The sequence below is a fragment of the Autumnicola patrickiae genome (assembly GCF_031846525.1).
Taxonomy (GTDB): domain Bacteria; phylum Bacteroidota; class Bacteroidia; order Flavobacteriales; family Flavobacteriaceae; genus Autumnicola; species Autumnicola patrickiae.
In genome coordinates this window covers 1-21,176 of record NZ_JAVRHM010000033.1, presented here as the reverse complement: position 1 = coordinate 21,176, position 21,176 = coordinate 1, and the positions used below count along the sequence as shown (strand labels likewise).

Sequence of the window (21,176 nt, the reverse complement as noted above, 5' to 3'; positions counted from 1 at the left end):
CTTCTACAATTTGCGACAAATGCCCTGCGAACGCCCATTTTTAGGGAAGGATTTGCGACAAATCGGCGAATTATGGACTCATTTATCGGCATCAGGTTCAAAAAGGAAACGGCAAAACGTTTTCAGGAATTTTCAAGGACACACTTCAAATCGCACACAGAAGCATTGGAAACAATGCTCGATTTTTTCTTCTACAATGAGATTTCCCCAAAGGAAAAATTGGGGCCTACGGGAAGAACAATCGAAGCTTCCCTAGAGAAACGTATCAATGCGGTGATTGCGATAATGCGGGATATGGAAAAGAGCCAGACCAAACCCACTGTGGCAATGTTGGAATCTCTTTTTCAAACCGAAGAACCCAAAAAGAAACCGTTGATTTTGGAAAAGAAAATCATTGAAGAAAAGAATGAAGTACGCTTTGGAGAAAAGCTAAATGGGAACAGCGAACTGTAAATTTTTGAGCTATGTACATCACCATCACACCTCAAAAATTAGGGAACAATTACTCGCAAAGTTCAGCGGATTTTGTGGGCTATCTGGAGAAAGAAAACCAGGGTTTGGAACAGGGAGCTATGGAATATTTTTTCAATCAATATGATGAGGAAATATCAGCGGATGAAGTTGTAAAGGAAATTGATGGGAATGGTGCCAAACTCAAAAAGACCGAACCGAAATTCTATTCGATCACGGTGAGCCCTTCCAAATATGAATTGAACCGGTTACAGAACAACAGTGAGGATCTAAAAAGATACACCCGTGAACTGATGAAGGACTATGTGGCATCCTTCTATCGTGAAATCAACGGAAGACCGATTAGCATCGATGATATAAAATATTATGCGAAAATAGAACACCACCGAACGTTCAAGGGAACGGATTGGCAGATTAGGGAGAACCAACCCTTTGCTACCAAAATATTGCAGCTCAAAACAGAAATCAGAAACATTAAAGAGGGGCGAGCTGAAGGCTATATCAAACTATTGCAGAATAAAATTGACCGATTGGAAAAGGAGGCTCCGCACCAACAGGACGGGAAGCGAATAGTCCAGGGGATGCCCAAGGCAGGAAATCAAAGTCATATCCATATCATCGTAAGCAGAAAGGATGCATCCAATACTTTCAGTCTTTCTCCTGGGAGCAAGCATAAGGCCTCGGAAGTCCAGATGCATGGTAAGAATGTAAAACGGGGCTTTGACCGTGATCAATTTTTTGACCGGGCAGAAAAGACCTTTGACAGGACTTTTGTCTATCAAAGAAACTTTGCCGAGACCTACAAGGCTCGAAAGGATTTTATCAAAAACCCTAAAATATATTTTGCATCGCTGATGAAATTGCCCACCAATGAAAGGGCGATTGCTTTTAAAATTATGAAGGAAAGTGGTGTTCCAATGTTACCAAGTATTCCGGTTACACAGGCACAAATGGCAATGAAAATATTCAACCGCCTGCGCCATGGTGTGGACATCGCTATAAAATCAAGTTCAATAGGTATCTAAAGGAAAAATATAATGGAATTAATTAATCTACACCATATACTCTTGATTATTGTTCTGACAATTTCAGTATTTTATGGATTGTACCGAATTTCAAAATATGCCTTTATCTTAAATACGGTGTTTCTTTTGGGATTGATAGCTTATCTGTATTATCCGCATAATACGATAAAAGCAATACTTTATTTGGGTTGCCCTCTATTTCTGACTAATACCGTATTTTACGTTTTTCTGCATAAAACGGATCTAAAACAAAATACATCTGAAAAATATCGTGTAACCTTCAAAACAGATAAGAAAAGCTTTAAAATTGAAAACATCAGGCGCGGTGCTTCCATTATTGGGTCTGCCGGAAGTGGAAAAACCGAAAGCGTGGTTTATGGTTTTTTAAAACATTTTCAGGAACATAATTTCTGTGGGGTTATTCACGACTATAAGGATTTTGAACTCACCGAAATGGTATACCCGCTTTTTAAAAATCCGGATATTCCTTTTCGTATTATCTCCTTTGACAAAATCATCCATAGGGTAAACCCCATTGCACCCCGGTATCTCGAAAACGAAGAAAGTGTAAATGAGATTTCCCGAGTACTTATTGAAAATCTTCTGGAACAGCGGGAATCAGGAACGACCGGGACTACTAAATTTTTTAATGATGCAGCTGAAGGATTAATAGGTGGATTGATCTGGAAACTGAAAACATCCTATCCTAAATTCTGCACTTTACCCCATCTAATTGCTATATATCAATTTTTGGACACGGATAGCTTAATAAAATTTTTGGAGACCAATACGACTTCCAGGGCTATGGCAGATGCCTTTATCAGCGGCAAAGATTCCGAAAGGCAGACAGCAGGGGTAAAGAGTACATTGGCCAATGCTCTGAAACGCATAAGCACACAAAATATTTTTATGGCACTTTCCGCAGATGAAGTACCATTAAATATTAATAGCTCGGAAAATCCTGCCGTGATTACCGTAATTAACAATCCAAAGTTTGAGACCTCCTATTCTCCCGTTATTGCCACAATAATTCATACAATAGTTAAACAAATGAGTGTGCGCAATTGTAAGTCTTCTTTCTTGTTGATGGAAGAAGCACCGACAATTCGGTTGTTAAATATGCACCGAATTCCGGCCACTTTAAGAAGTTATGATATTGCGACAGTTTACGTAATGCAGGACAAGATCCAAAACGATATGATGTATGGGGACAAGGCGAGCAAAGCCATTTTGAGCAACCTTTCTTATCAGTTCTTTGGAAAGGTGAATGATCCTGATACTGCAAAATACTATGAACGCTTCTTTGAAATCGTAAAAAAAGAAACTACCAGTATAAACCGTGGATACAGCCTTGATTTTGATACTCGCATTACCACCGGGGAACGGGAAATTCCTAAAATCAGAGCGGATTCCTTTTTCCGCTTAAAACAGGGGGAGTTTATAACTTATGCGGATGGGGAGGATAAAAAAGTGCAATTTAAATTGCAAAAAATCCATAGGCAGGTTCCTCAGGAGGAGAGGCAATTTTCAAAGGTTGATTTGGAGGCTAACTTTAGTAGAATTTACCAAGAGGCTAAATCGATATTTCAATAATACTTAAATTCCTCGGATCATGTACTTAAAAATTACTTAGGCGTTCATAACCCAATTGCACCAATAAATTTTAGAATTTATTTTAGTGTTATACCTGTTTTCGGTATATTTATCGAATAAATACTAAAATGCTTGTTGCAGAATACATCAAAAAACTTTTAGCCGTTGAAGAATATGCATTCTCAATGAATGAGCTTTTGCGTGAAACCGGGAAAGGAAAAACTGCGATTTTAAGAGAATTGGCCCGCTTGATTGAAAAAGACGAAGTGTTTAATCTCCGGCAAGGCTTTTACCTCATACTTACGCCAAGATATTCCAGTCTTGGAAAATTACCAATCAGTCTATATATCCATAAACTTTTTGATTACTTAGGGCGCAGGTACTACTTGGGATTTTATAGTGCAGCTAAAGCATATGGGGCAAGCCATCAACAAGCCCAACGCGATTACGTGATGACTCAAGCACCTAAATTGTTGGACATCCAAAAATCGGCTATTGATATTCGGTTTTTGACAACCTCTGCCTGGCCGGAAAAAAATATTCTTTCCAAAAAATCAGATGCCGGGATTTACCATATTTCCAGTCCTGCTTTGACAATGGCAGATCTTGTCCATTATCAGAATAAATTGGGTGGCCTTAGCCGGATGCTATCCACAATAGAAGAATTATTGGAAGATGTAAACCAAAATGATCTTAATGATTTACTAGGTTGGTATAGTCAAAATGCTACCTTACAGCGGATGGGATTTTTGATTTCCGAAGTAGATCCAGAGAATTCATTATGCGATTCGATTTTTGAACATCTGAAAAAACAAAAAACATATCCGGTATTATTGCAACCTGATACCAGGCAAAAACCTGGGGCGGTAGATAATAAATGGAAGGTGGATACCAACCTACAACTAGAAAGCGATTTATGATTTCAAGACCTTACATAGCCCAATGGCAGAAAAACTCCCCATGGAAAGAATTTGCACAAGTTGAACAAGATTTAATTATTAGCAGGGCATTGGTGGCAATTTTCTCTGATGATTTTTTACGGGAAAATTTAGCTTTTCGAGGTGGTACCGCTTTACATAAACTGTATTTGGATCCTGCTCCACGATATTCAGAAGATATTGATCTCGTGCAAATCAAAGAGGGACCCATCAAACCTATAATGAAGCGCATTGGTGAAGTAATTACTTTTTTTGAAGAGGATCGGCGCACACAGGTAAAGGGGCACGGAGCAAAGGCTTTATATCGGTTTACTTCGGAATATGAAGGAGAACGTCGCCGGCTCAAGTTAGAATCAACTGTAAAGAACATTTTAATGTATTGGAATGGGTTAGTTTTCCTTTTGAAATCAATAATCCCTGGTTTTCAGGGAAAGCAGATATAAAAACCTATAGCATCAATGAACTGTTAGGAACTAAGTTGAGGGCTTTATATCAGAGAAGTAAAGGAAGGGATCTTTTTGATCTGGATTATTCCCGCCGGAATATGAAATTGGATGTTGATGAAATCATAAACTGCTTCAACGTCTATATGGAGTTTTCTGTAGGACAAGCTCCTTCACAAAAAGAGTTTCTACAGAATATAGAAGGGAAGGAAAATGATCCGGGTTTTACAGGCGATATGGAAGGTCTATTGCGGTCCGAAATTCGCTATGATCAAAAAGCTGCCTTTAAATGGTTAAAAGAAGCCATTATTCCAAGAATGTGATTATTCAAAAAGGCACTTCCTCCCTTGGCTTTCTTTCCGTTACTTTCCACTGCCCCTCTTCCTTAATTAATTTAAAAACTCCAGGTTTTTCTTCGAACGAAGTGGAATAGCGAACCCAGGCTACATTACCATGGATGGCGTCTTCAATAACTTCAAAATTGATTTCGGTGTTTTCATTCTCAGCAAACAATCCCTGGATACTTGACAAGACAGCATATTTTTCGGCGGTTGTGTATTTTTCCAGGGTAGCATCATCATTGTAATAAAAACTTTCCGCAACAATTTTAGCCGTTTCGGTGTGGGTCATTTGTTTTTCAGTACAAGCTATCAGAGCTATAATGATGGAAAACAGGAGGACTTTTTTCATGACGTTTCTAGTTAGGGTTATTGATATATTTATGTGGTACTTTTAATTTTATACTTCTCCCGCCGTTTTTTTCATTCAGTTCAAGAATGACTCTGCGGTCATCTCCCAAAGAAAATTTAGGTAGCACATAGACCAGTTTTTCTGTATCACCTTCTCTGATTTTGGAAGGCATACTGTACTTAAAAAGAGGTCTTTCATAGATGGTCTGAGAGGATTTCCTTTTTCCTTTTTGCCTGGTCTCAATTCCGAAATTCAGGAAATTCACATCATAATCCAGGGATGATTTGTTTTCGATCTGGATAACGAAATAAAGCTCTTCTTTATCAAATACTATATTTTCAACGCTTAACACAATATTCTGATCTCGCTTTTTTAATCGTCCTATTCTTTGTGTTCGATTAACCAGAAAGGAGCAAAAATTATCGTAATAGTAGGTCTTGTCCCTTTCTTTAAGCTCTTCCTTATTTATCTCCGATTCATCAATGACCACAGGCTTTTCATTGCCGATAGTATCAGATGTTAAAACAAAATAATTCAGCTGATTAAGCTGTTCCTTATACTTTACAATATACGAAAAGACCGAACCATTTGAACTGACTACAAGAAGATTACTTTCTTTTCCAGGCGTGGCCTGTAAGAGTCCGAAATATTGTTCCGCTTCCCGGTTATAAGTAAAAACAAAATTGTCAGAACCTGTTATTCCCTGCCGTATAGGTTTCGGAAAGAACAGGGCCACATTTTTTTGGTCATTTGCAAAAATGGTGTCGAGGATTTTTCTTTCCTGTGCCAAACAAGGACGAAATGCAAAAGAGGTGAAAAACAGGAGGAATAAGATATTAGTTTTCATAGTTCAGATTTTAAAATTAGTTTGTAATCATTAAGTATGGTTACTTTTACGTTCCGGTTATTGCGCCTAAGAACCTTGGTTATTCCACTAATTTGTGGCACACTTGGAATATTTATGTCCTGTATGATATCATCCAGAACCTCACTGGTTGCCTCTGCCCGGAAACTGTTTACCACATAAATACCTTCGCTGCCATCCTGGAGGTCGAAAGCCTTCAGGTTTACCGGATGATGGTCTATATTTTTAACCTCGACCAATGTCCTGTTAGGCTTAAAGTTGATAAAGCCATAGACAATAGTATTTTTAGGAATCCATTGATCATTGATCTTGGCTGTCGATGTCAGGCGCATCTGGAGGCGGGAATTGGCTTTGACGACCTGGTTCCCGTCGACTACAGCATATATAACCAAATGGGTATTTGCTGCAACAAGCCTACTGTCTCGCTTAGGAGAGGAGGCAAAGAACAGTTGATGCTCCAATCCCATTTCCTTAGCCTCGATTTTCTGCTCCTGCTCTATCTCTCCAACTTCCATTTGAGGAGTGTGGGTGGTAATCTTTTGTTCTGGCGTAAATTCCTGGTCTATTCCTTCTGAATATTTTATACGTCCGGATTCATAGATACTGTCAACAATCCTTTCCTTTTCCTTTTCGGTCAGTTCTGTGTCATAGAAACCCAGTGAATCTATCAGCTTCTCATCGTAAATACTGGGAGCATTGGTTTCCCGTACTTCCCTCAAATCATTTATAGCATCAAGTTTGGAATCATATTCCTTCGATTCCTGTTCCAGTTCAGGAACCAAAGTTTGTTTCAAATTTTGGCTCTCACTTTCGTCATCGCCCATAATCATTAGCGAATAGGAAATTAGAAATAGGAGAATTACTGCGATTACAGCCCCAAACACTATTTTATTCTTTTCAATTTTCATTATTTAGTTTCTTTAAAGTGTTTTCAAAGTAATTAGTGATAAGCAACCCGTGAGGGTTGTTGGGAAAGTTTCGATCTACAGTGATCAGGTTTCCTGTGGAAACCAGCTCATATGTATCGATCACGGATCCGCGGTTGATTTCAAAAATCGTAATGGTTTTAAAGCTGTACTTTCCTTCTTGTTCGGCTACTTCAGAGTTTATACTAAGTACCTTTTGAACCAGCGAATATTGAATCAACCTGTTGTAAACACCATCAGCTTTCTTCTGACGGTATAGGTTGTCGACAGAGCTGTTTCCCAGCCAAAGCGCTTTTTCAAGGTTTTTCTCATAATTGCTGGCATCGATGTTATAGAAGTAATTATGAAATAGCTCCAAATGTGCCAGTGCTTCCACCCTGAAGTTTTCTTTTTGGGAAACCAGTTTTAACGGGATTACCTCTCCGTTTGTATTAACCGCAAAGGCACTGTTCAGTGCTCTTTTATTAATGGAAAATGCTATCCATCCTGAAAAGATGCTCGAAGAGAATGCGCAAATAACTACAGCAATAACTACAAACCTATTTAGCTTTAACACGGCATATATATTTTGATAAGGTGTTTTCATGATGTAAAAAGTCTTAGTGTAAAAGAAGTTGCCCGCCTGTAAAGTTTAAACTTCAGAAAAACGATAAACCCAATAGATCCCAGTTCAATTACCGGGGCAAAAAAACCACTACCCACGTCTGTACCGAACAAGTTTGTCCAGAAGTTGGTATTAATTTCTGTGTAAATTGCATTGATAAAAACGTTTACCAGGAAAAATGCAGGAACAAGCATATAGACTGCTGCATATAGTTTGAAAAAGTTATAGGCCAGGGAACGAAATTTTTCAAAGACTGCCAGGCTTATGACCAGTGGAAAAAAAGCCTGCATCAATCCCAATAAAAAGTAGCGTTCAGCCAGAAATAATGGGTAGATGAACAGGTCCAATATCCATAACAGGAGACTTAAAATAAAAGCTATCATTTTAAAGCCATACAAGGGAGTAATTAAGAATTCGTACAACAAAGACATGGCCATTGTTACGGCATCCAGTATGTTTACATCTTCTTCAATGGGTATGTCCTGCATTTGCAAGGGAAGTAAAGCAGGAGCCGTATCCCGATAACGATCTTCAATGGCCACTAGAATTCCATCAAAAAAGCCTAGGATTTGTGTGGAAAAAATTACCAGTAGCACTACTGCAAAATTCTTTGCAAGTTCCCCGGGACTCAGTCCCCATGTATAACCTTCCTTATCGGCAATACCTTCATTATATTTCTTAAGGATGTTCACAAGGAAAAAGAGCACAGCAAGCGTTTTCATTCCCACTATGGTGTACTGTGAAAATTCACTGTCCTGTATGGTCTGGAAAACCGCATCGACATATTCCAGTCCAATAACTAAAAGGATGCTAGCACTCATCTCTAAAAATTTGTTTCACGATTATTGATCTTATCCTGCATCTTTCTAAAAGAAATGATATCCCGATAGCGTTTGGTTTTCATATTGATCTCCACAACCATTTCCCTGGACTGCATTTCCTTTTCCTGAAGAATTTCTGTACGCTCCCCGTCACTCATTTTTAGATAATCGCTGGACAAGATTTCATCTATGAAATCCATTGTTTCCAAAGAATTATCTACAATGGCATTAAAAGATTCCGATACCCGCGTAACTTCTTCCGGTTTGATATAGGGCGAGTTTAGGATTTCTCTTAGATCGTTTTGCATTATCCCGATAAGACGTTGATTGTTTCGCCCTATTTCGCGGACTGCCTTCAGTTGCTTCACGACCGTATTCACCTTCTCAAGATTTTCTTTCTGCTGTTTCAGGAATTCAGCAGTTTTTAAAAGTTGTGAGGTTTGCTTAGCAGATTCGACCAGCGACTTTACAAGACTGATAAAGTTCGTATTATCGTACACGGGCATTCCCTGACCGGCGGAACTGGCATTCACAAATAGTATCAGACTTAAGGTTAAAAGTAAATTCTTCATGATTTTAAATTTTTATAGTTAGCCGACTTTCTGCTGTATATAGCATAATGGCCTTTTCCATATCCTGATGTTCCCGGTAGAGCCTCATTATTTCTTCATTTTCGAATCCATCGGTTAAATAAGCTGCATAAACTTCCCTTGGCACTTCAAGACGGAAGACATTGCTTTCCTTCCCAATCTTGATAAACATTTCGGTGTATTTGCGCGCTCCGGAAAGATTGTTCCTGATAGATTTTAACTGGTTAAGATCGTGACTGGAAAGATTTAACCGCTTGGCCAGCTCGTTATATCCCTTTTCATTGTGCAGGCTGTAAATAACTTGGGTGTTTTCCAGAATACTTGCCGAAATGGAATTATTGGGCAGCTGGTTAATAGATTGTAAGATGATACCAATTGCCCCGTTTTGTTTCCGAATTGCCTGATAGTAGAATTCAACACTTTCCAGTACGTTGTCAAATTTCAGTTGCTTGGCAAATTCATCGAAGAGGATGATGCCTTTCTCGGCACGGTTTTTCCAAATGGTTCGTTGGATAGCAGATTTGATCAGCTTAAGCATTACTGAAAGGACTTCCTTATTGTCTTTTACTTCATCAAGTTCAAAAACAATCAATCGCTTGTCCTCAATTTTGTAGGTTTGATCCTCGCTAATTTCAAAAAGGAAACTATACAGACCATCACCAACATATTCGGACATCACGTGTAGGAAGTTCACTATGTTAAAGTAATCGGGATGGATCTTTAGTTTTTGCAGGAGATCTTTTTGATTTGTTTCTATGAACTGATAAAAACTATCCAGGGAATGTTTTTCAGGAACATTTGAATAGTAGTGAAGCAATATTTTTCTAATCGAAACCGACTGTGCTTTGGTGACTTTTAAATCGGAGCCGAAGAGTTCAAACAGGAACATTGACAAATCCTCGAGGCGTTCAGGCGTTATATCCTCTGAATTACTGATGTAAAACGGATTGATACCCAAATTTTTTCCGCTTTCATATCTCAGAACTGTATATTTCTCAGGATATAATTTTGCGAATTTTGTATAGGATCCACCAAGATCAATGATTACAAGGCGCACTCCGCTCTCAAAGTACTGGCGCAAAATATTATTGGCCAGAAAAGATTTTCCTTCCCCTGTAGGGGCAAAAATGGCAAAGTTCCGGGCTTTAATCCGCTTCTTTCCCTCGTCCCATACATCCTTTAGCACCGGAATGTTGTGTTCTCGATCATTGAAGATGATTCCTGTGGGATCAGATTTGTAATTCGTGTTATTGATTAGCAGGCACAGCGCATGTTTTAAATCCGTGACATATACATCTGAATTGGAAAAGTTGGAAGAAAAACAACAGTAGCTATTCAGCACATAATTTTTTCGTTCTTCTCCCCGCGGGTAGTAGGGCGTAATATCCAGTTCCTTAAATTCAGTCTTTACCTTCGAAGCAATCTGGGCCAGCTCTCCGGCTTCCTTAGCCCAATAGATGACATTCAAGTGGCCACGGATAATTCTGGAGGTGTCATCGGCGTTTATCTGATCAAGGATATGCTGAATTTTACCCAGCACCACCTTATTCTGAGATCCGAAATTTGAACTTTTTTGGAGTTCTTCGATTTTGTTATCAAGGAGCTTTCTCCATTTTTGTCTGTCATCGAGATAGACAATTTGGTTCACCATATGATTTTCATTAAGAGTCAATCCAAGGCCGTCAATAAAGCCCTGGTGGAATGTGAAATCATCAGAAGTAAACCTTTCATTGATCTTGCTGCTCTGAACAGTATCGCCAAAACAAAGCTCGCTGTTGATAGCCAGGGCATCAAAATAATTGTCGCCAACCTGAACATTAGATTTATTCAACAGGATATCGGTATCAAAGCCTTCATGAAAACCATTGAAAAAGCTATTGGTCAAAGCTTGAATTTCTACTGCGCCCAGCGGCAGTAATGACATCTTCCGGCTGTTATTGATAAAGGATACAGAATCGCTGACTGAGCTAAAAAAACTTTTCAGGTTATCATCCAGTTCCTGGTATATTCCTTTAGAAACCTTTCGGAAAGGATTTACATACTTCGGATTATTCAAAGTTTTGTTTTTGGTGAGGGTAAAAAACAAATAGCAGCGATGTTCCATAAACTCCCTGCCTTTGAAATGATCGTGAGTTGCTTTTTCTAAAAAGGTGGTATTCGGCAACAGATCGGCAGCATATGATTTCTTTAAATAAATATCCTGTTTGTGTACAACGCTGCCTGTTGGTAGCGATTTTAAAGCCTGAAACCAGACTCCATGGATATCTTCAAAGTCCTTTTCAGACAAAGAATAGATTTCAGGTAATATCCCCTCATAGCAAAGAACGACGTTACCATTATTGGTAAAAATGATATTGTCCTGAATATCGATTATGGGCGTAAAGTCCGAAAGATTAATCTTGTTCATAATTAAAATTTGAGTTTCTTCTGTTGCTGATGATATCTGGAAATCTTACCGACACCTGGAAGACCTGTGATGTTCTGGTTATTCTGATTAGTATTAAATAAAGGATACAATTGAAGGTTAAAGCACCAATGATGATCCAGAAGCTAAAAGAGAAAATGATGACCAGTAATGAAGCTACTACACAAATCATCATTAAAGCAAAGGAGGAGATGGGCAGCCCAAAAATGACAGCCCCTTTCCTAATGTTCCTATAGACTTCAAATTGTTTCATTATACCACGATTGAAATCAAATAAGTGAAGATGCCCACTACTGCTCCTGCAATAAGGACAAAGACCAGTACCCGGGTAATTCCTTTTTTCAAATCTGCATTTTCTCCAAAGAAGTGGCCTGCGTTAAACAGGAAACCAACAAGAAAGATCACTCCAAGGAGAATTGGGAAGATGGTCCGGATAGTATCGGCAATATCATTGACCGAATTTTCAATTCCCCCGATTTGTGCAAAAAGCGGGAAAGAAACCAGGGACAAAAAAAGCGTGGGATAGATTGAATTTTTCATAACGCACAGTTTAAAATTTTGTGTTGTTTTTGTTATAGAAAAAATACATATATTTCAATATAAAACGTTGAAAATCAGCTAAATAAATAAAAAATAATATTTGATTTTGAATAGGTTAGTTTGATATTATTTGATGTTAAATTAGATTAAAAACAGAAGTAGTACTGGCCAGAACCTGAAAATTTTAAATGCTCATGAGGCTGAAAAACGTCATTTTTCTGGTTTTGCTCCTGAAAATGTGTGTCATTTTGGGGCAGGGAAAAGAACATCAAAAAAGAATTATTGTAGATGTTGGTCATGGAGGAAAAGATCCAGGTGCAATAGGATTAAATGGAATCCAGGAAAAAGATGTTGTTCTGGCCATAGGAACAGAAATGATCAGGCTCAATAAATCAATATTTGGAGATGAGTATGATATTTATCTTACAAGATATGATGACAGTTTTTTCACCCTTTCAGAAAGAATCAACTTAGCAAAATCATTAAGGGGAGATATATTTATTTCCTTGCATTGCAATTCATTTCATAGCGATGCTAGGGGAATGGAAATTTTTACCTTTAATTCTAAATTCCAGAAGTTTGACTATAACACCAGATCTTCAATCGCTCTTGGGGATGAAATACTAAGAGAGTCTACTCGAAATATAAACACTAAAAACAGGGGGATAAAATTTGCCAATTTTCAGGTATTGAGGGAAATGATTAGGTTTTGTCCTGCTATTCTAATTGAAGTGGGTTTTTTAAATAATCCGGTTGAGTCGGTTTATTTTTCGAAGCCATCAAGTATCACAGCAATAGCATTGGCTATTTTGTCAGGAATAAATAATCATGTAAAATAGGATTAATGAAAGAAGCATTTTTAGAGGTAATTAGGAGTATTGGGAATGTTGTAAAAGCTTTTGTGTCAGAAATTTTTAAGCAATTTTCGGATATTAAAAAATAAAATAATGTCTGGTGATATGTTGTGCTAATATCTCGTCAAATTTATACTCTAGATACCCCATTTCTATTTTCTTTTGTCTCCTGCGGTTTCATCAAAAGCAACAAGATTGAATAATTCGCGCATTCGGCTGCGAACTCGGTTTCCGTAACGATCCTCCAGCTCTTCGGCGTTCAGGTTGGTCGTGGCATGGGTTTTAATTTTGTGCTTTGTTTGTAGAAAAAGTTCATGGCGCGATAAAAGAACTTCCCCCATTACATTACAATCTTTACCGTAGAACCTGCCGGGAGGTTCTACCCCTAAATCATCAAAGCAATAGAATTTAGTATTTCCGTAATCTTCAATCGTTTTATAGCCAAGATGATTAAAGCTGAAGGTTACATTACGGCATGGAATCATCTCGTAAGGCCGTTGCAGGGGAACAAGGTGACGGAGAAGTTTCATTAGGCTGGTTTTTCCACATCCTACGGGACCTGACAGTAAAAGGCCTTTCTCAACATCAATTCCAGACTTCTGGCAGCTCTTTTTGTCTTTGATAAAATAAGAACTCAACTTTAAGATTATATCCTTGTCTTCCTCGTAGATCTTGAATTTTTCTCCAAATAGAAGCTTTCCCTTTGCATTTAGGTACACCAGGATTTTAGGAAAATCATAGAGCACCGATTTTCCATCAAATTTCCCAAGCGAAAATTCTACGCCGCCTTCGATGATTTTAGAGGGGTTGACCATAGTCTTTGATTTTAGTGGTTTTGAGGTTGTCCCGAATTTGGCCCGCTCCTTTTTTGGTTTGGCTGTTTTCTGAGCCATACAATTCAGCACGATCCATCCAGTTTATGGCTAAGGCCCGCCAATCCCTCACCTCATTTTCATCGCTGGTTTTCCAATTTCTTTCCTGGTAGTGCTCAAAGAATTTTTTTCCTTCATCGGCAGAAAATCCTTTTTCTTTAAAAAAATATAAAACAACCTGCCTGTCCTTTGGCTGTTTATTAATGTTTATTTGTTTAGTATTGTTTATATTAGATACCAATGCTTGTCCACTCACGGGACGGTGTTGGTACACAGCTTGTCCATTGGTGGGACGGTGCGGGTTCACTGCTTGTCCACCATTGGGACAGTGTCGGTACACTACTGGTTCATTTTTGGGATGGTACTGTTCCGCAAGCTGTTCCAATATAGGATCGTGATCTCCCGTGAACGATTCATCTGATGTCTCGATAATGAACATCTTGATTTTACTGCCTTTGTACGGATTGCTGGACGGAAAATATGAGAGATAATCCCATTTATCCAGTTCAACAATACACCGATGGTAGGTAGATTTTGAACCGATCTTGGCCACGCGCATCAGTTCCCTGCGGTTAACGAAAAACTCCCTTGCAAACCGGCTGCTGTTCCACTCCTGGAATAAAGCCATGTACAAGCTAATATGGGTCGGGTTCAAGCGGTCATCAAAAAAGAACTTTTCAAAAGCCGCATTCAGTTGCTTGATATAGTTCATAGTAGTTATTCAAATTTGTGATGTACCCGATTGGCGGTCATCACCTTTTGGATTTCCTCGGCATCATAGTAAATAATTCCTCCAACTTTGGTATAGGGTAGGGTGCCGTTAATTCTTAAGTTCTGAAGAGTTCCCGGACTTACCTGGAGCAGATCCATCACATCTGAAGATTTCAGATATTTCTTCAAAGTTCCTGATGATTGTTTGGTGATGAGATTTCTAATCTCCTCGAGCAATTCCATTTTGAACTCCCGAAGATCGTCGGTGGTAATAATACTTGTTGGCATAATAGAACGGTTTTTAAAGAAAGGGACTATCAAACGGTTAAATCTTTTTAATTGATAGCCCCTATCAAGGTTTGACTTTCGTTCTACAAAATTGGGAGGGATTACTGGATTTTATTCCCCAGTACGACCGTAGTACGGTCAAAATTTAACATCTTTAAATTTGGTTGGTTCTGGGCAGATTTAAGTTCTGTTCTGTTGTTTTTGTATGCTCAAATAGCATCAAATTAATTGTGATTTGGATAAAACACGTTTTCGGTAGGTCAACCGTAGTACGGTCTTTTTTTAACAGTTTTGGAAGATCTAAAAATGGAATTCTTAGTCTTCACTTTTATCCATTTCGGAAAGTAGTGAGGTCGCCAATTGATCGAGGAATAACGTCCTGCTATTTTTTCTGCCTTTGATGTCCTGGTTGGTTTTGTAGATATCCCTTGGCGTATAATCGAAGATTTCCTGAAGCTTTTGTGAAACCTTCATAATGCTAAGGCCATTCTGGTTCCGAAGTCCATTATACCATAGGGCATAAACTAATTCCACCCAATCTGAATTAGTAAAAGGCCACTGTATTTTTTCGGTAGCACGCTGCTTTACCTCTTTTTCATTACGATTATTTTCAAGATTGGACATTCGTTCATCCAGATAAATAACCAATTTATTGTAGGCTTTGAATTTACCTAAGAGCATATCCCTCGGCGTACAAAAGTCCGGATCCTGAAAATAGAATTTTGAAGTGGTTATATGGAAGCTATCCAGATAATACCGCGTGTAATATTCTTTGTCGAAATGGGTGGCCCCGGAATTGACATACTGCCCAAAATCTAAATTGTACAGAAAGAAGCGGTTTAGCTTACAAATTTTCTTTTTTATGAATTTAAGCTGGGAATTTTTATCCGCTTTTGGAAACTGGATTTCAAAGGAATGAATTTCTGAGAAATAAATTAGATGAACAAGGGGAGCCTGTTTTATAATTTTAAAGAATTCAATTTCGGCTTCAATTGAGTCAAAGCCTTTAGCTATGACTTCTCTTTTGAGTGTAATGAGTAGGTTACGACAGACTTCAATAGAACGATAGGATTGTTCAAGGATATTCTTACTGTGGAGTTTGATTTCCTTCAGTTCTTCCAATAGCTTGTATGAGAGCAATTCTGTATCCATCTGTAACAATTTTACTGTAAAGCATCATACACTTCTTTATATAAATGGTTAGATAGTCCATTCGAGTCTGTCGACTACGAATGATCAAAAAGAAAATTGGAAGGTACTTTCCTTACAGCTAAAGAACCTCCTTGAAGATAATCACAAATACCTTTACTGCCAGTAATTGATGCCGTATTTTATTACGGGAAAGTCCGTATTTTCCTACGGAATACGAGCTAAAAACTCAAAATAGTACCAGAGCTATTTATTCTTTGGCTTGAAGCGAGCTATAAATTGACCTCTATTCTTGACCGCAGTTTTTTTAAAAATATTTGAGGCATGTTTAGAAACAGTGCTTTCTGCTATGAAAAAATCTCTGGCAATTTCTTTATAGGATACTCCTCGTAAAATGGATAATGCAATTTCAACTTCCCTTCTTGTCAGATCTCCATAGATTATTTTGTTTTTCAGGGCTTCATTTCCTTCTACTTTTTGAAAAGCAAAGACTTCGAAGGCTTCAGGTTTGTTCTTCAGAAAACGGAGGTATCTATTTACTTCAATAACTGTTATTGCATAGAAAGCCAGATTCATTACAGTGAAGGTTAACCATTGATAATCACCTATAACTGTTAGTATTGGCAAAAGGGCTATGCAAGAGATACTTATGATGGCTAATTTATTTTTTTTAGAAACAAATGAATTTGGATTATCGATGTTTGAAATCCTTCTGTAAAATAAGCCGAGAAAAATAAATGCTATAATTGAAACCGGGATCGTGAAATAAATCCTTGCTGCATTTAAAGAGTTTGTAAGGAAATAAGGGATTAAAAATAGAAGAATAAAACAACCTCCAACGAGTATAGCAATATTGCGGATGGTAGAACCATACTTTAAAAATTGAATATCATAGTCTTTATATAAGTAATAAATCATATAAAGGCACAGAGCGATTGCTACGCCATAAGTAATAATATATTGAACAATAATGGGATCAGGAAAACTTTTTGTTGGCAGGAATCCCCCAGTTAAGTTGTAAGCAATATACAGCAATCCGAGAGTTATATACCTTCTTAGACTCAGGCGTTTCAGTTTCAAATTTTGAATGACAGCAATAAGTACAATAATGGTGTCAATCAATAGGTAAAAAAAAGTTGTCCAATGGATTGAGGTGCCAAACATCATTGTTTCTCATCTTTACGCTCAAATTTATTTGTCTCTAAATTTTTGATAACATTGCTCCAATGAAAAATCCTGCCGTTCATAGCCACATAGACATCTGGCTTTAAAAATTGTAAGGCACATATTGCATAGCCTAAATTAAATGGAGCATCTGTATTTTGAAAGGATCCCAGAATAAAGGAACCTGTGAGAACTATCGTTTTATTTATTTTTCGTTCTGCTATATGTTTTGCAGTTTCTTCCATAGTGAAAGTACCATGAGATACTAAAATTTTTGAAGGTTTTGAAGTTTGGATTTTTTCTACCAAATACTCCCGGTCTTCAAATGTGATAGATCTGCTGTCTTTCTGGAAAACTTCTTCTATGGAAAAAGAAAATGAAACATTCGCCGCTTCCAGAAAATTACTTAGTGAAATTTTCCTGGTGCTTTGTTCTTGATCATAATCCAGCCCTTCGATGGTGCCACCTGTTGTAAGTATATGTATCAAAATTGTAAGATTTGGGATTTTACGTACTAAAGATATTGTACTTATTCTTTAGTAAATACTGAATAAGGAATTTTTTGACTAGGAGAACGTTAATTGCCTGTAGCAAACAACTAAAGCTAAGATAGATTGTTGCTACTGTTCCTTATTCTCAGTAACACTTGAGATACGAGGGCCAATATGGGCAGTTCCAATAAGGGTCCTATTACCAACGCCAGGGAAATCAATGGATCATTAGGAAATGCCGTCAGAGCAATGGCAAGTGATATAGGTGAATTCCTGGCAAGAGTTGTTAAACTCAGGCTTGCGGAATCCTCATAATTAAACTTCAATACATAACTGCCAAAACGGCTCACCAGGAAATTCACGATAAAAAAAATTAGAATTGGGACAAGAAGAATATAAAGTACGCTAAGATTATTAGTTAAATATTCTCCCTGCGATGTAAACATAGCCACGATGGCCAATGCTAAAAAAATGATTTGTGCAGTTTCAAAAAAGGGAAGGATCTTCTGCTCCATCAAAGTTTTTTTTCTACGCTTAGAACTCCAGAACTTTGTGAGCTGTGCGAATAGAAATGGAACCAGGAGCACCAGGAGGATACTTTCCCACAAAATTACGGCGTCCACAGATCCTGTTTTTCCGAAAAACAACAGCAGGTAAACCGGAAGAAGAATCAATTGCAAGATCAAATTTACCGGCAAAACGGCTGCCGACAGGGAAGTGTTTCCTTTAGCTATTCCTGTAAAGATCAAATACCAGTCTGTACAGGGGGTTACCATTAGCATAACAAATCCTATCCACAAGCTCAAATGTTCCTTTAACAGCAGTAGCCCTAATAGATAAGCAATAATTGGTGTCCAGATGAAATTGATTACCAGGTTTGCTGATATGAATTTAAGATTTGAAAAGCTGGAAAGCAGGTTCTTTACAGGAATATTTAGAAATAAGCCGAAAAGCATCACCATCAGGAAAGGGACGATCAGGTATTCTGCATATTGTTTGAGACCTGCTATCTGGCCAAGAAGCAGACCAAGGCCTACCGCCACGGCTATTATGAAAGTATGATATTTATTTATTGCGTTCATTAATGGATAATTCTATAGAAGGAAAATTTGCAAAGAAAATAACCCCTTTCTTTATGCAAAGCAATCGTCCATTTGGACAGGAAAGACGGAACACCTATTTATGGAAAGGCTTTCCTTAATTCAGCCCGGCATTGGGAAAAGTCGAGAACATTCTGCATAAGGCAAAGCGGAAAAATTTCCAGCAGTGGCAGCCAGGATAAAACTGAACTATAAATCGTATTCCGCTTGTCCAGCGCTGGCGAATCCGTTATATGAAAATTTCCGCTACTCTGATTTCTATGCTGAAACTTTTCTTCCATTTTTAAAAGCACCCCAACTTTCTTTTAAGGCATAAGGCACAATTAATAGAGCCGCAACAGGATCTGCCCACCACCATTCCAAATAACGCACTGCAAGCAAACCGGCCAATACGGCTATTGTTTGATAAAGGCAAACAAAGGTATCCTTGGAATCGGCTATTAATTCCTGGCTATCCAGCTTTTTACCGTACCTGTATTTATACCAGATTAGTATAGGGTTCACCACCAAAGAAACCAGTAAAATGATAACTCCCAAGGTACTCCAATCGGGGACTTCTTTATTGATAAATTTGGTGACGGAATCATAGGTGATAAATATACTGACGAGCAGAAAAGAAGTAGCAATCACATAAAGCGTAATTTTTTCCCTTTTTTTCACCCGTTCTTCCTCTATATCCCCTAGCTCTCCTTTTAACCGCCACCACAGGGTGCTCGCCGAAACAACCTCCACAACACTATCCAGCCCCCAACCAATTAGGGCAGAGCTACCGGAGGTAAAGCCGGCAAATAGTGAGACACCTACTTCAATGATATCATAGCCTACGTTGTATTCCTGAATTTTTTTGGCTGTTTTTAGGTTTTTTTTTCTCTTTCCTGATCTTTCATAATGTTGATGTATAATTGAATTAAGTTCCATTAGCTTCTAATCCATTTATGAGCTTCCTCCTGAAAAATGGACTCAAAAAAGCCTATTTCAGCGGTAAAAAGTGGTGGCATACGATCTCTCATCCAACCATGCAATTCTTTACTCCCTACAACAGCAATCCGCTCGAAAGCGTCCTGGAATTGATGTAACCCGGCATCTTCCCAGGTGGTTTTAGTGGAGTCCTGCCGGAAATCCTGCATCTTAAAGTACCAGCGGATTTTACCTGACTGCTTAATTCTTTCTTGCAGTGCCGGAATTACCCGTACCCAGTCGGCTTCAGTCAGGCTGACTATGGCAACTGTTCCGATTAAATTCTTTTGTGGATTATTTATTAATTTTTAGCATATCTCTAAAAAAACAAATGGTTAATAGGAACAAATGGTTCACAGGCTTAAATATTGCTTTGTCCACTGCTAAAAATGTTCAGCACCCAAAAGAGAACAACTGCCACATAAACAAATAAGACAGCTCCAAGAACAATAACCTGCCAGCGTTTAAAACCATGCTCGCCTTCACTATTTCCCCAGTGAATAAAAGCAGCATACAGCATCCCTACAAGCCCCACAAAACTTAAGACGGTAATAAACAAAGGAAAATTTTCAACCGGAAGCGTTACCAGGGCAAGTGGCAAAAAGGCAATCGTTAAAGTAGTAGCATGATCGCCTATCACACTGGTAACGGCAGAAGTTATTTGACCACTTTTAGCCACACTCCAGGTGGCAAAGATTTCCGGCAGTGCGGCCATAGGTGCCGTAATAAACAAACCACCCACTATTTTAGACATTCCAAGGGCAGAAACAATGTTTTCTGTGGCACGAACCGTGAAAAAAGCACCTATACCTAAAGCTGCCACACCTGCCACTGCCAGCCAGATTTCTTTTTTTTTCCATTCTATTTTTTCCTTTTCTTTTCTTCCTCTTAGAAGTGCCTGGGTCAGGAAAATCACATACATACCCAGCATGATCCAGCCATCCATAGGCTGTAAACCCCGCCACTGCTTAGGAACGGTAAGTATCGCCACTACCGCCACAATTACTAAATAAGGGATAGCCTGTACGGTGACAGCGGTTGGGTCTACTTTTAGCAGGTGCTTTTTGATATGTTGTTCATGGTTTTTATCAGCCTTCTTTTTCTTCAGATTCCTTGTAGCTACATAAGCCGTAATCACCATTAGGGGAATGGCAATAACATTAGAGCCAAGCATGGTACCCAAACCTATATCCCCTACACCTGTAACGGCACTGGTAATATTAATTCCTATTTCCGGGCTTGCTGATGCCAAACCGACTAAAGCCCCTCCGGCAGCAACGGAAAAGCCCCACTGTTTTCTTAATTTCTTTAATGGTTTAGAGAGGTGCTCTGCCCCCCAATGGGCTGCCCATACAGCAGCAAGCAAAACCAATGCCCATATCCACGTACTCATATCTACTTTTAAAGATTTTTTTAAGTTCTTAAAATAAATTTCGTTTTTTTAGCTGATGAACATCCTTTATTGCGGACAAGTTTCTTAAACTATTAAAAATTAAAAATTATTTCAATTTAAAAAAAGATAAAGGAACTTTCTCCTAAACTTCTGTTAGAACCTTTTTTATTTCTCTTCTTCCACACTTTAAAAAACAAAGTCCAAGAAAAGATTAGCCTTGTAAGTTTTTCAAAACAAACCAAAAAAATAAAAAAGCTAATACAAAT

The 21,176-nt window shown here is 38.3% G+C and carries 24 protein-coding genes and 1 pseudogene; 7 read left to right on the top strand and 18 right to left on the bottom strand.

All coding sequences use genetic code 11. The features are described from left to right. Positions 1-72: 72 nt before the first annotated feature. From RM549_RS18235 to RM549_RS19555, 5 genes and pseudogenes are all read left to right on the top strand, one after another. Positions 73-453 (top strand): BfmA/BtgA family mobilization protein, encoded by a 381-nt coding sequence (locus RM549_RS18235; protein ID WP_311687422.1) that lies wholly within the window; start codon positions 73-75, stop codon positions 451-453. 11 nt (positions 454-464) lie between these two features. Continuing rightward, a complete protein-coding gene (gene mobB / locus RM549_RS18230; protein WP_168025959.1) occupies positions 465-1,496 on the top strand; it encodes a MobB family relaxase in 1,032 nt (343 codons plus the stop codon). Between the two features lie 12 nt (positions 1,497-1,508). Then, complete coding sequence (locus tag RM549_RS18225) at positions 1,509-3,089, top strand: type IV secretory system conjugative DNA transfer family protein (protein ID WP_311687420.1); 1,581 nt, start codon at positions 1,509-1,511, stop codon at positions 3,087-3,089. Positions 3,090-3,217: 128 nt separating this feature from the next. Continuing rightward, entirely contained in the window at positions 3,218-4,009 is a 792-nt protein-coding gene (locus RM549_RS18220) for a type IV toxin-antitoxin system AbiEi family antitoxin domain-containing protein (protein WP_311687418.1), read from the top strand. Then, positions 3,967-4,793 (top strand): annotated as a pseudogene (locus RM549_RS19555) (nucleotidyl transferase AbiEii/AbiGii toxin family protein). The gene RM549_RS18220 and the pseudogene RM549_RS19555 overlap by 43 nt, the downstream one beginning before the upstream one ends. A gap of 4 nt (positions 4,794-4,797) precedes the next feature. On the opposite strand, the gene RM549_RS18205 reads toward RM549_RS19555, so the two are convergent. The 7 genes from RM549_RS18205 to RM549_RS18175 are packed head-to-tail and all read right to left on the bottom strand — an operon-like array spanning position 4,798 to position 11,373. Continuing rightward, positions 4,798-5,160, bottom strand: a complete 363-nt coding sequence (locus RM549_RS18205) for a hypothetical protein (protein ID WP_311687412.1) — start codon at positions 5,158-5,160, stop codon at positions 4,798-4,800. Between the two features lie 7 nt (positions 5,161-5,167). Next, positions 5,168-6,007: a DUF4138 domain-containing protein gene (locus tag RM549_RS18200; protein ID WP_311687409.1), complete on the bottom strand. Its 840-nt coding sequence runs from the start codon at positions 6,005-6,007 to the stop codon at positions 5,168-5,170. Beyond that, on the bottom strand, positions 6,004-6,933 hold the full coding sequence (gene traM, locus RM549_RS18195) for a conjugative transposon protein TraM (protein ID WP_311687407.1): 930 nt from the start codon (positions 6,931-6,933) through the stop codon (positions 6,004-6,006). Before traM ends, RM549_RS18200 begins: the two co-directional genes overlap by 4 nt. Further along, a complete protein-coding gene (locus RM549_RS18190) occupies positions 6,923-7,537 on the bottom strand; it encodes a conjugal transfer protein TraK (protein WP_311494655.1) in 615 nt (204 codons plus the stop codon). Before RM549_RS18190 ends, traM begins: the two co-directional genes overlap by 11 nt. Next, entirely contained in the window at positions 7,534-8,376 is an 843-nt protein-coding gene (locus tag RM549_RS18185; protein WP_311687404.1) for a hypothetical protein, read from the bottom strand. Before RM549_RS18185 ends, RM549_RS18190 begins: the two co-directional genes overlap by 4 nt. 2 nt (positions 8,377-8,378) lie before the next feature. Beyond that, complete coding sequence (locus tag RM549_RS18180) at positions 8,379-8,948, bottom strand: conjugal transfer protein (protein ID WP_311687402.1); 570 nt, start codon at positions 8,946-8,948, stop codon at positions 8,379-8,381. A gap of 4 nt (positions 8,949-8,952) precedes the next feature. Continuing rightward, the gene (locus tag RM549_RS18175) at positions 8,953-11,373 is read right to left on the bottom strand and encodes a TraG family conjugative transposon ATPase (RefSeq protein WP_311687400.1); all 2,421 of its coding nucleotides are present in this window, start codon (positions 11,371-11,373) and stop codon (positions 8,953-8,955) included. 110 nt (positions 11,374-11,483) lie between these two features. Here RM549_RS18175 and RM549_RS18170 point away from each other — a divergent pair, with 110 nt between their 5' ends. Beyond that, the gene (locus RM549_RS18170; RefSeq protein ID WP_311687398.1) at positions 11,484-11,627 is read left to right on the top strand and encodes a hypothetical protein; all 144 of its coding nucleotides are present in this window, start codon (positions 11,484-11,486) and stop codon (positions 11,625-11,627) included. A 16-nt stretch (positions 11,628-11,643) separates the two neighbouring features. Here the strand turns inward: RM549_RS18170 and RM549_RS18165 are convergent, their stop codons facing one another. Beyond that, the gene (locus tag RM549_RS18165; RefSeq protein WP_311687396.1) at positions 11,644-11,931 is read right to left on the bottom strand and encodes a hypothetical protein; all 288 of its coding nucleotides are present in this window, start codon (positions 11,929-11,931) and stop codon (positions 11,644-11,646) included. A 194-nt stretch (positions 11,932-12,125) separates the two neighbouring features. Here RM549_RS18165 and RM549_RS18160 point away from each other — a divergent pair, with 194 nt between their 5' ends. Next, positions 12,126-12,770, top strand: a complete 645-nt coding sequence (locus RM549_RS18160) for an N-acetylmuramoyl-L-alanine amidase family protein (RefSeq protein WP_311687394.1) — start codon at positions 12,126-12,128, stop codon at positions 12,768-12,770. 167 nt (positions 12,771-12,937) lie between these two features. Here the strand turns inward: RM549_RS18160 and RM549_RS18155 are convergent, their stop codons facing one another. The 10 genes from RM549_RS18155 to RM549_RS18110 all read right to left on the bottom strand — a co-directional run bounded on the left by RM549_RS18155 (position 12,938) and on the right by RM549_RS18110 (position 20,910). Next, positions 12,938-13,600: a P-loop NTPase family protein gene (locus RM549_RS18155; RefSeq protein ID WP_311687392.1), complete on the bottom strand. Its 663-nt coding sequence runs from the start codon at positions 13,598-13,600 to the stop codon at positions 12,938-12,940. Continuing rightward, positions 13,584-14,369 (bottom strand): hypothetical protein, encoded by a 786-nt coding sequence (locus tag RM549_RS18150; RefSeq protein WP_311687390.1) that lies wholly within the window; start codon positions 14,367-14,369, stop codon positions 13,584-13,586. Before RM549_RS18150 ends, RM549_RS18155 begins: the two co-directional genes overlap by 17 nt. 5 nt (positions 14,370-14,374) lie before the next feature. After that, positions 14,375-14,656, bottom strand: a complete 282-nt coding sequence (locus RM549_RS18145; RefSeq protein WP_311687389.1) for a helix-turn-helix domain-containing protein — start codon at positions 14,654-14,656, stop codon at positions 14,375-14,377. A gap of 315 nt (positions 14,657-14,971) precedes the next feature. Continuing rightward, entirely contained in the window at positions 14,972-15,808 is an 837-nt protein-coding gene (locus RM549_RS18140; RefSeq protein WP_311687387.1) for an RteC domain-containing protein, read from the bottom strand. A 243-nt stretch (positions 15,809-16,051) separates the two neighbouring features. Beyond that, positions 16,052-16,885 (bottom strand): helix-turn-helix domain-containing protein, encoded by an 834-nt coding sequence (locus RM549_RS18135; RefSeq protein ID WP_311687385.1) that lies wholly within the window; start codon positions 16,883-16,885, stop codon positions 16,052-16,054. A gap of 83 nt (positions 16,886-16,968) precedes the next feature. Then, positions 16,969-17,457 (bottom strand): asparaginase domain-containing protein, encoded by a 489-nt coding sequence (locus RM549_RS18130; protein ID WP_311687383.1) that lies wholly within the window; start codon positions 17,455-17,457, stop codon positions 16,969-16,971. A 116-nt stretch (positions 17,458-17,573) separates the two neighbouring features. After that, the gene (locus RM549_RS18125; RefSeq protein WP_311687381.1) at positions 17,574-18,542 is read right to left on the bottom strand and encodes an arsenic resistance protein; all 969 of its coding nucleotides are present in this window, start codon (positions 18,540-18,542) and stop codon (positions 17,574-17,576) included. 276 nt (positions 18,543-18,818) lie between these two features. Then, entirely contained in the window at positions 18,819-19,478 is a 660-nt protein-coding gene (locus RM549_RS18120; RefSeq protein ID WP_311687379.1) for a cation diffusion facilitator family transporter, read from the bottom strand. After that, positions 19,478-19,771 (bottom strand): SpoIIAA family protein, encoded by a 294-nt coding sequence (locus RM549_RS18115; protein WP_311687446.1) that lies wholly within the window; start codon positions 19,769-19,771, stop codon positions 19,478-19,480. The genes RM549_RS18120 and RM549_RS18115 overlap by 1 nt, the downstream gene beginning before the upstream one ends. Positions 19,772-19,878: 107 nt before the next feature. Further along, positions 19,879-20,910: a sodium:calcium antiporter gene (locus RM549_RS18110; protein ID WP_311687377.1), complete on the bottom strand. Its 1,032-nt coding sequence runs from the start codon at positions 20,908-20,910 to the stop codon at positions 19,879-19,881. Positions 20,911-21,176 lie beyond the last annotated feature (266 nt).

Excerpts from the sequence above, each read along its gene's own strand:
- RM549_RS18235 (WP_311687422.1), top strand. The coding sequence starts at position 73 with ATGGACTCATTTATCGGCATCAGGTTCAAAAAGGAAACGGCAAAACGT.
- mobB (WP_168025959.1), top strand. The coding sequence starts at position 465 with ATGTACATCACCATCACACCTCAAAAATTAGGGAACAATTACTCGCAA.
- RM549_RS18225 (WP_311687420.1), top strand. The coding sequence starts at position 1,509 with ATGGAATTAATTAATCTACACCATATACTCTTGATTATTGTTCTGACA.
- RM549_RS18220 (WP_311687418.1), top strand. The coding sequence starts at position 3,218 with ATGCTTGTTGCAGAATACATCAAAAAACTTTTAGCCGTTGAAGAATAT.
- RM549_RS18205 (WP_311687412.1), bottom strand. The coding sequence starts at position 5,160 with ATGAAAAAAGTCCTCCTGTTTTCCATCATTATAGCTCTGATAGCTTGT.
- RM549_RS18200 (WP_311687409.1), bottom strand. The coding sequence starts at position 6,007 with ATGAAAACTAATATCTTATTCCTCCTGTTTTTCACCTCTTTTGCATTT.
- traM (WP_311687407.1), bottom strand. The coding sequence starts at position 6,933 with ATGAAAATTGAAAAGAATAAAATAGTGTTTGGGGCTGTAATCGCAGTA.
- RM549_RS18190 (WP_311494655.1), bottom strand. The coding sequence starts at position 7,537 with ATGAAAACACCTTATCAAAATATATATGCCGTGTTAAAGCTAAATAGG.
- RM549_RS18185 (WP_311687404.1), bottom strand. The coding sequence starts at position 8,376 with ATGAGTGCTAGCATCCTTTTAGTTATTGGACTGGAATATGTCGATGCG.
- RM549_RS18180 (WP_311687402.1), bottom strand. The coding sequence starts at position 8,948 with ATGAAGAATTTACTTTTAACCTTAAGTCTGATACTATTTGTGAATGCC.
- RM549_RS18175 (WP_311687400.1), bottom strand. The coding sequence starts at position 11,373 with ATGAACAAGATTAATCTTTCGGACTTTACGCCCATAATCGATATTCAG.
- RM549_RS18165 (WP_311687396.1), bottom strand. The coding sequence starts at position 11,931 with ATGAAAAATTCAATCTATCCCACGCTTTTTTTGTCCCTGGTTTCTTTC.
- RM549_RS18160 (WP_311687394.1), top strand. The coding sequence starts at position 12,126 with ATGAGGCTGAAAAACGTCATTTTTCTGGTTTTGCTCCTGAAAATGTGT.
- RM549_RS18155 (WP_311687392.1), bottom strand. The coding sequence starts at position 13,600 with ATGGTCAACCCCTCTAAAATCATCGAAGGCGGCGTAGAATTTTCGCTT.
- RM549_RS18150 (WP_311687390.1), bottom strand. The coding sequence starts at position 14,369 with ATGAACTATATCAAGCAACTGAATGCGGCTTTTGAAAAGTTCTTTTTT.
- RM549_RS18145 (WP_311687389.1), bottom strand. The coding sequence starts at position 14,656 with ATGCCAACAAGTATTATTACCACCGACGATCTTCGGGAGTTCAAAATG.
- RM549_RS18140 (WP_311687387.1), bottom strand. The coding sequence starts at position 15,808 with ATGGATACAGAATTGCTCTCATACAAGCTATTGGAAGAACTGAAGGAA.
- RM549_RS18125 (WP_311687381.1), bottom strand. The coding sequence starts at position 18,542 with ATGAACGCAATAAATAAATATCATACTTTCATAATAGCCGTGGCGGTA.
- RM549_RS18120 (WP_311687379.1), bottom strand. The coding sequence starts at position 19,478 with ATGGAACTTAATTCAATTATACATCAACATTATGAAAGATCAGGAAAG.
- RM549_RS18110 (WP_311687377.1), bottom strand. The coding sequence starts at position 20,910 with ATGAGTACGTGGATATGGGCATTGGTTTTGCTTGCTGCTGTATGGGCA.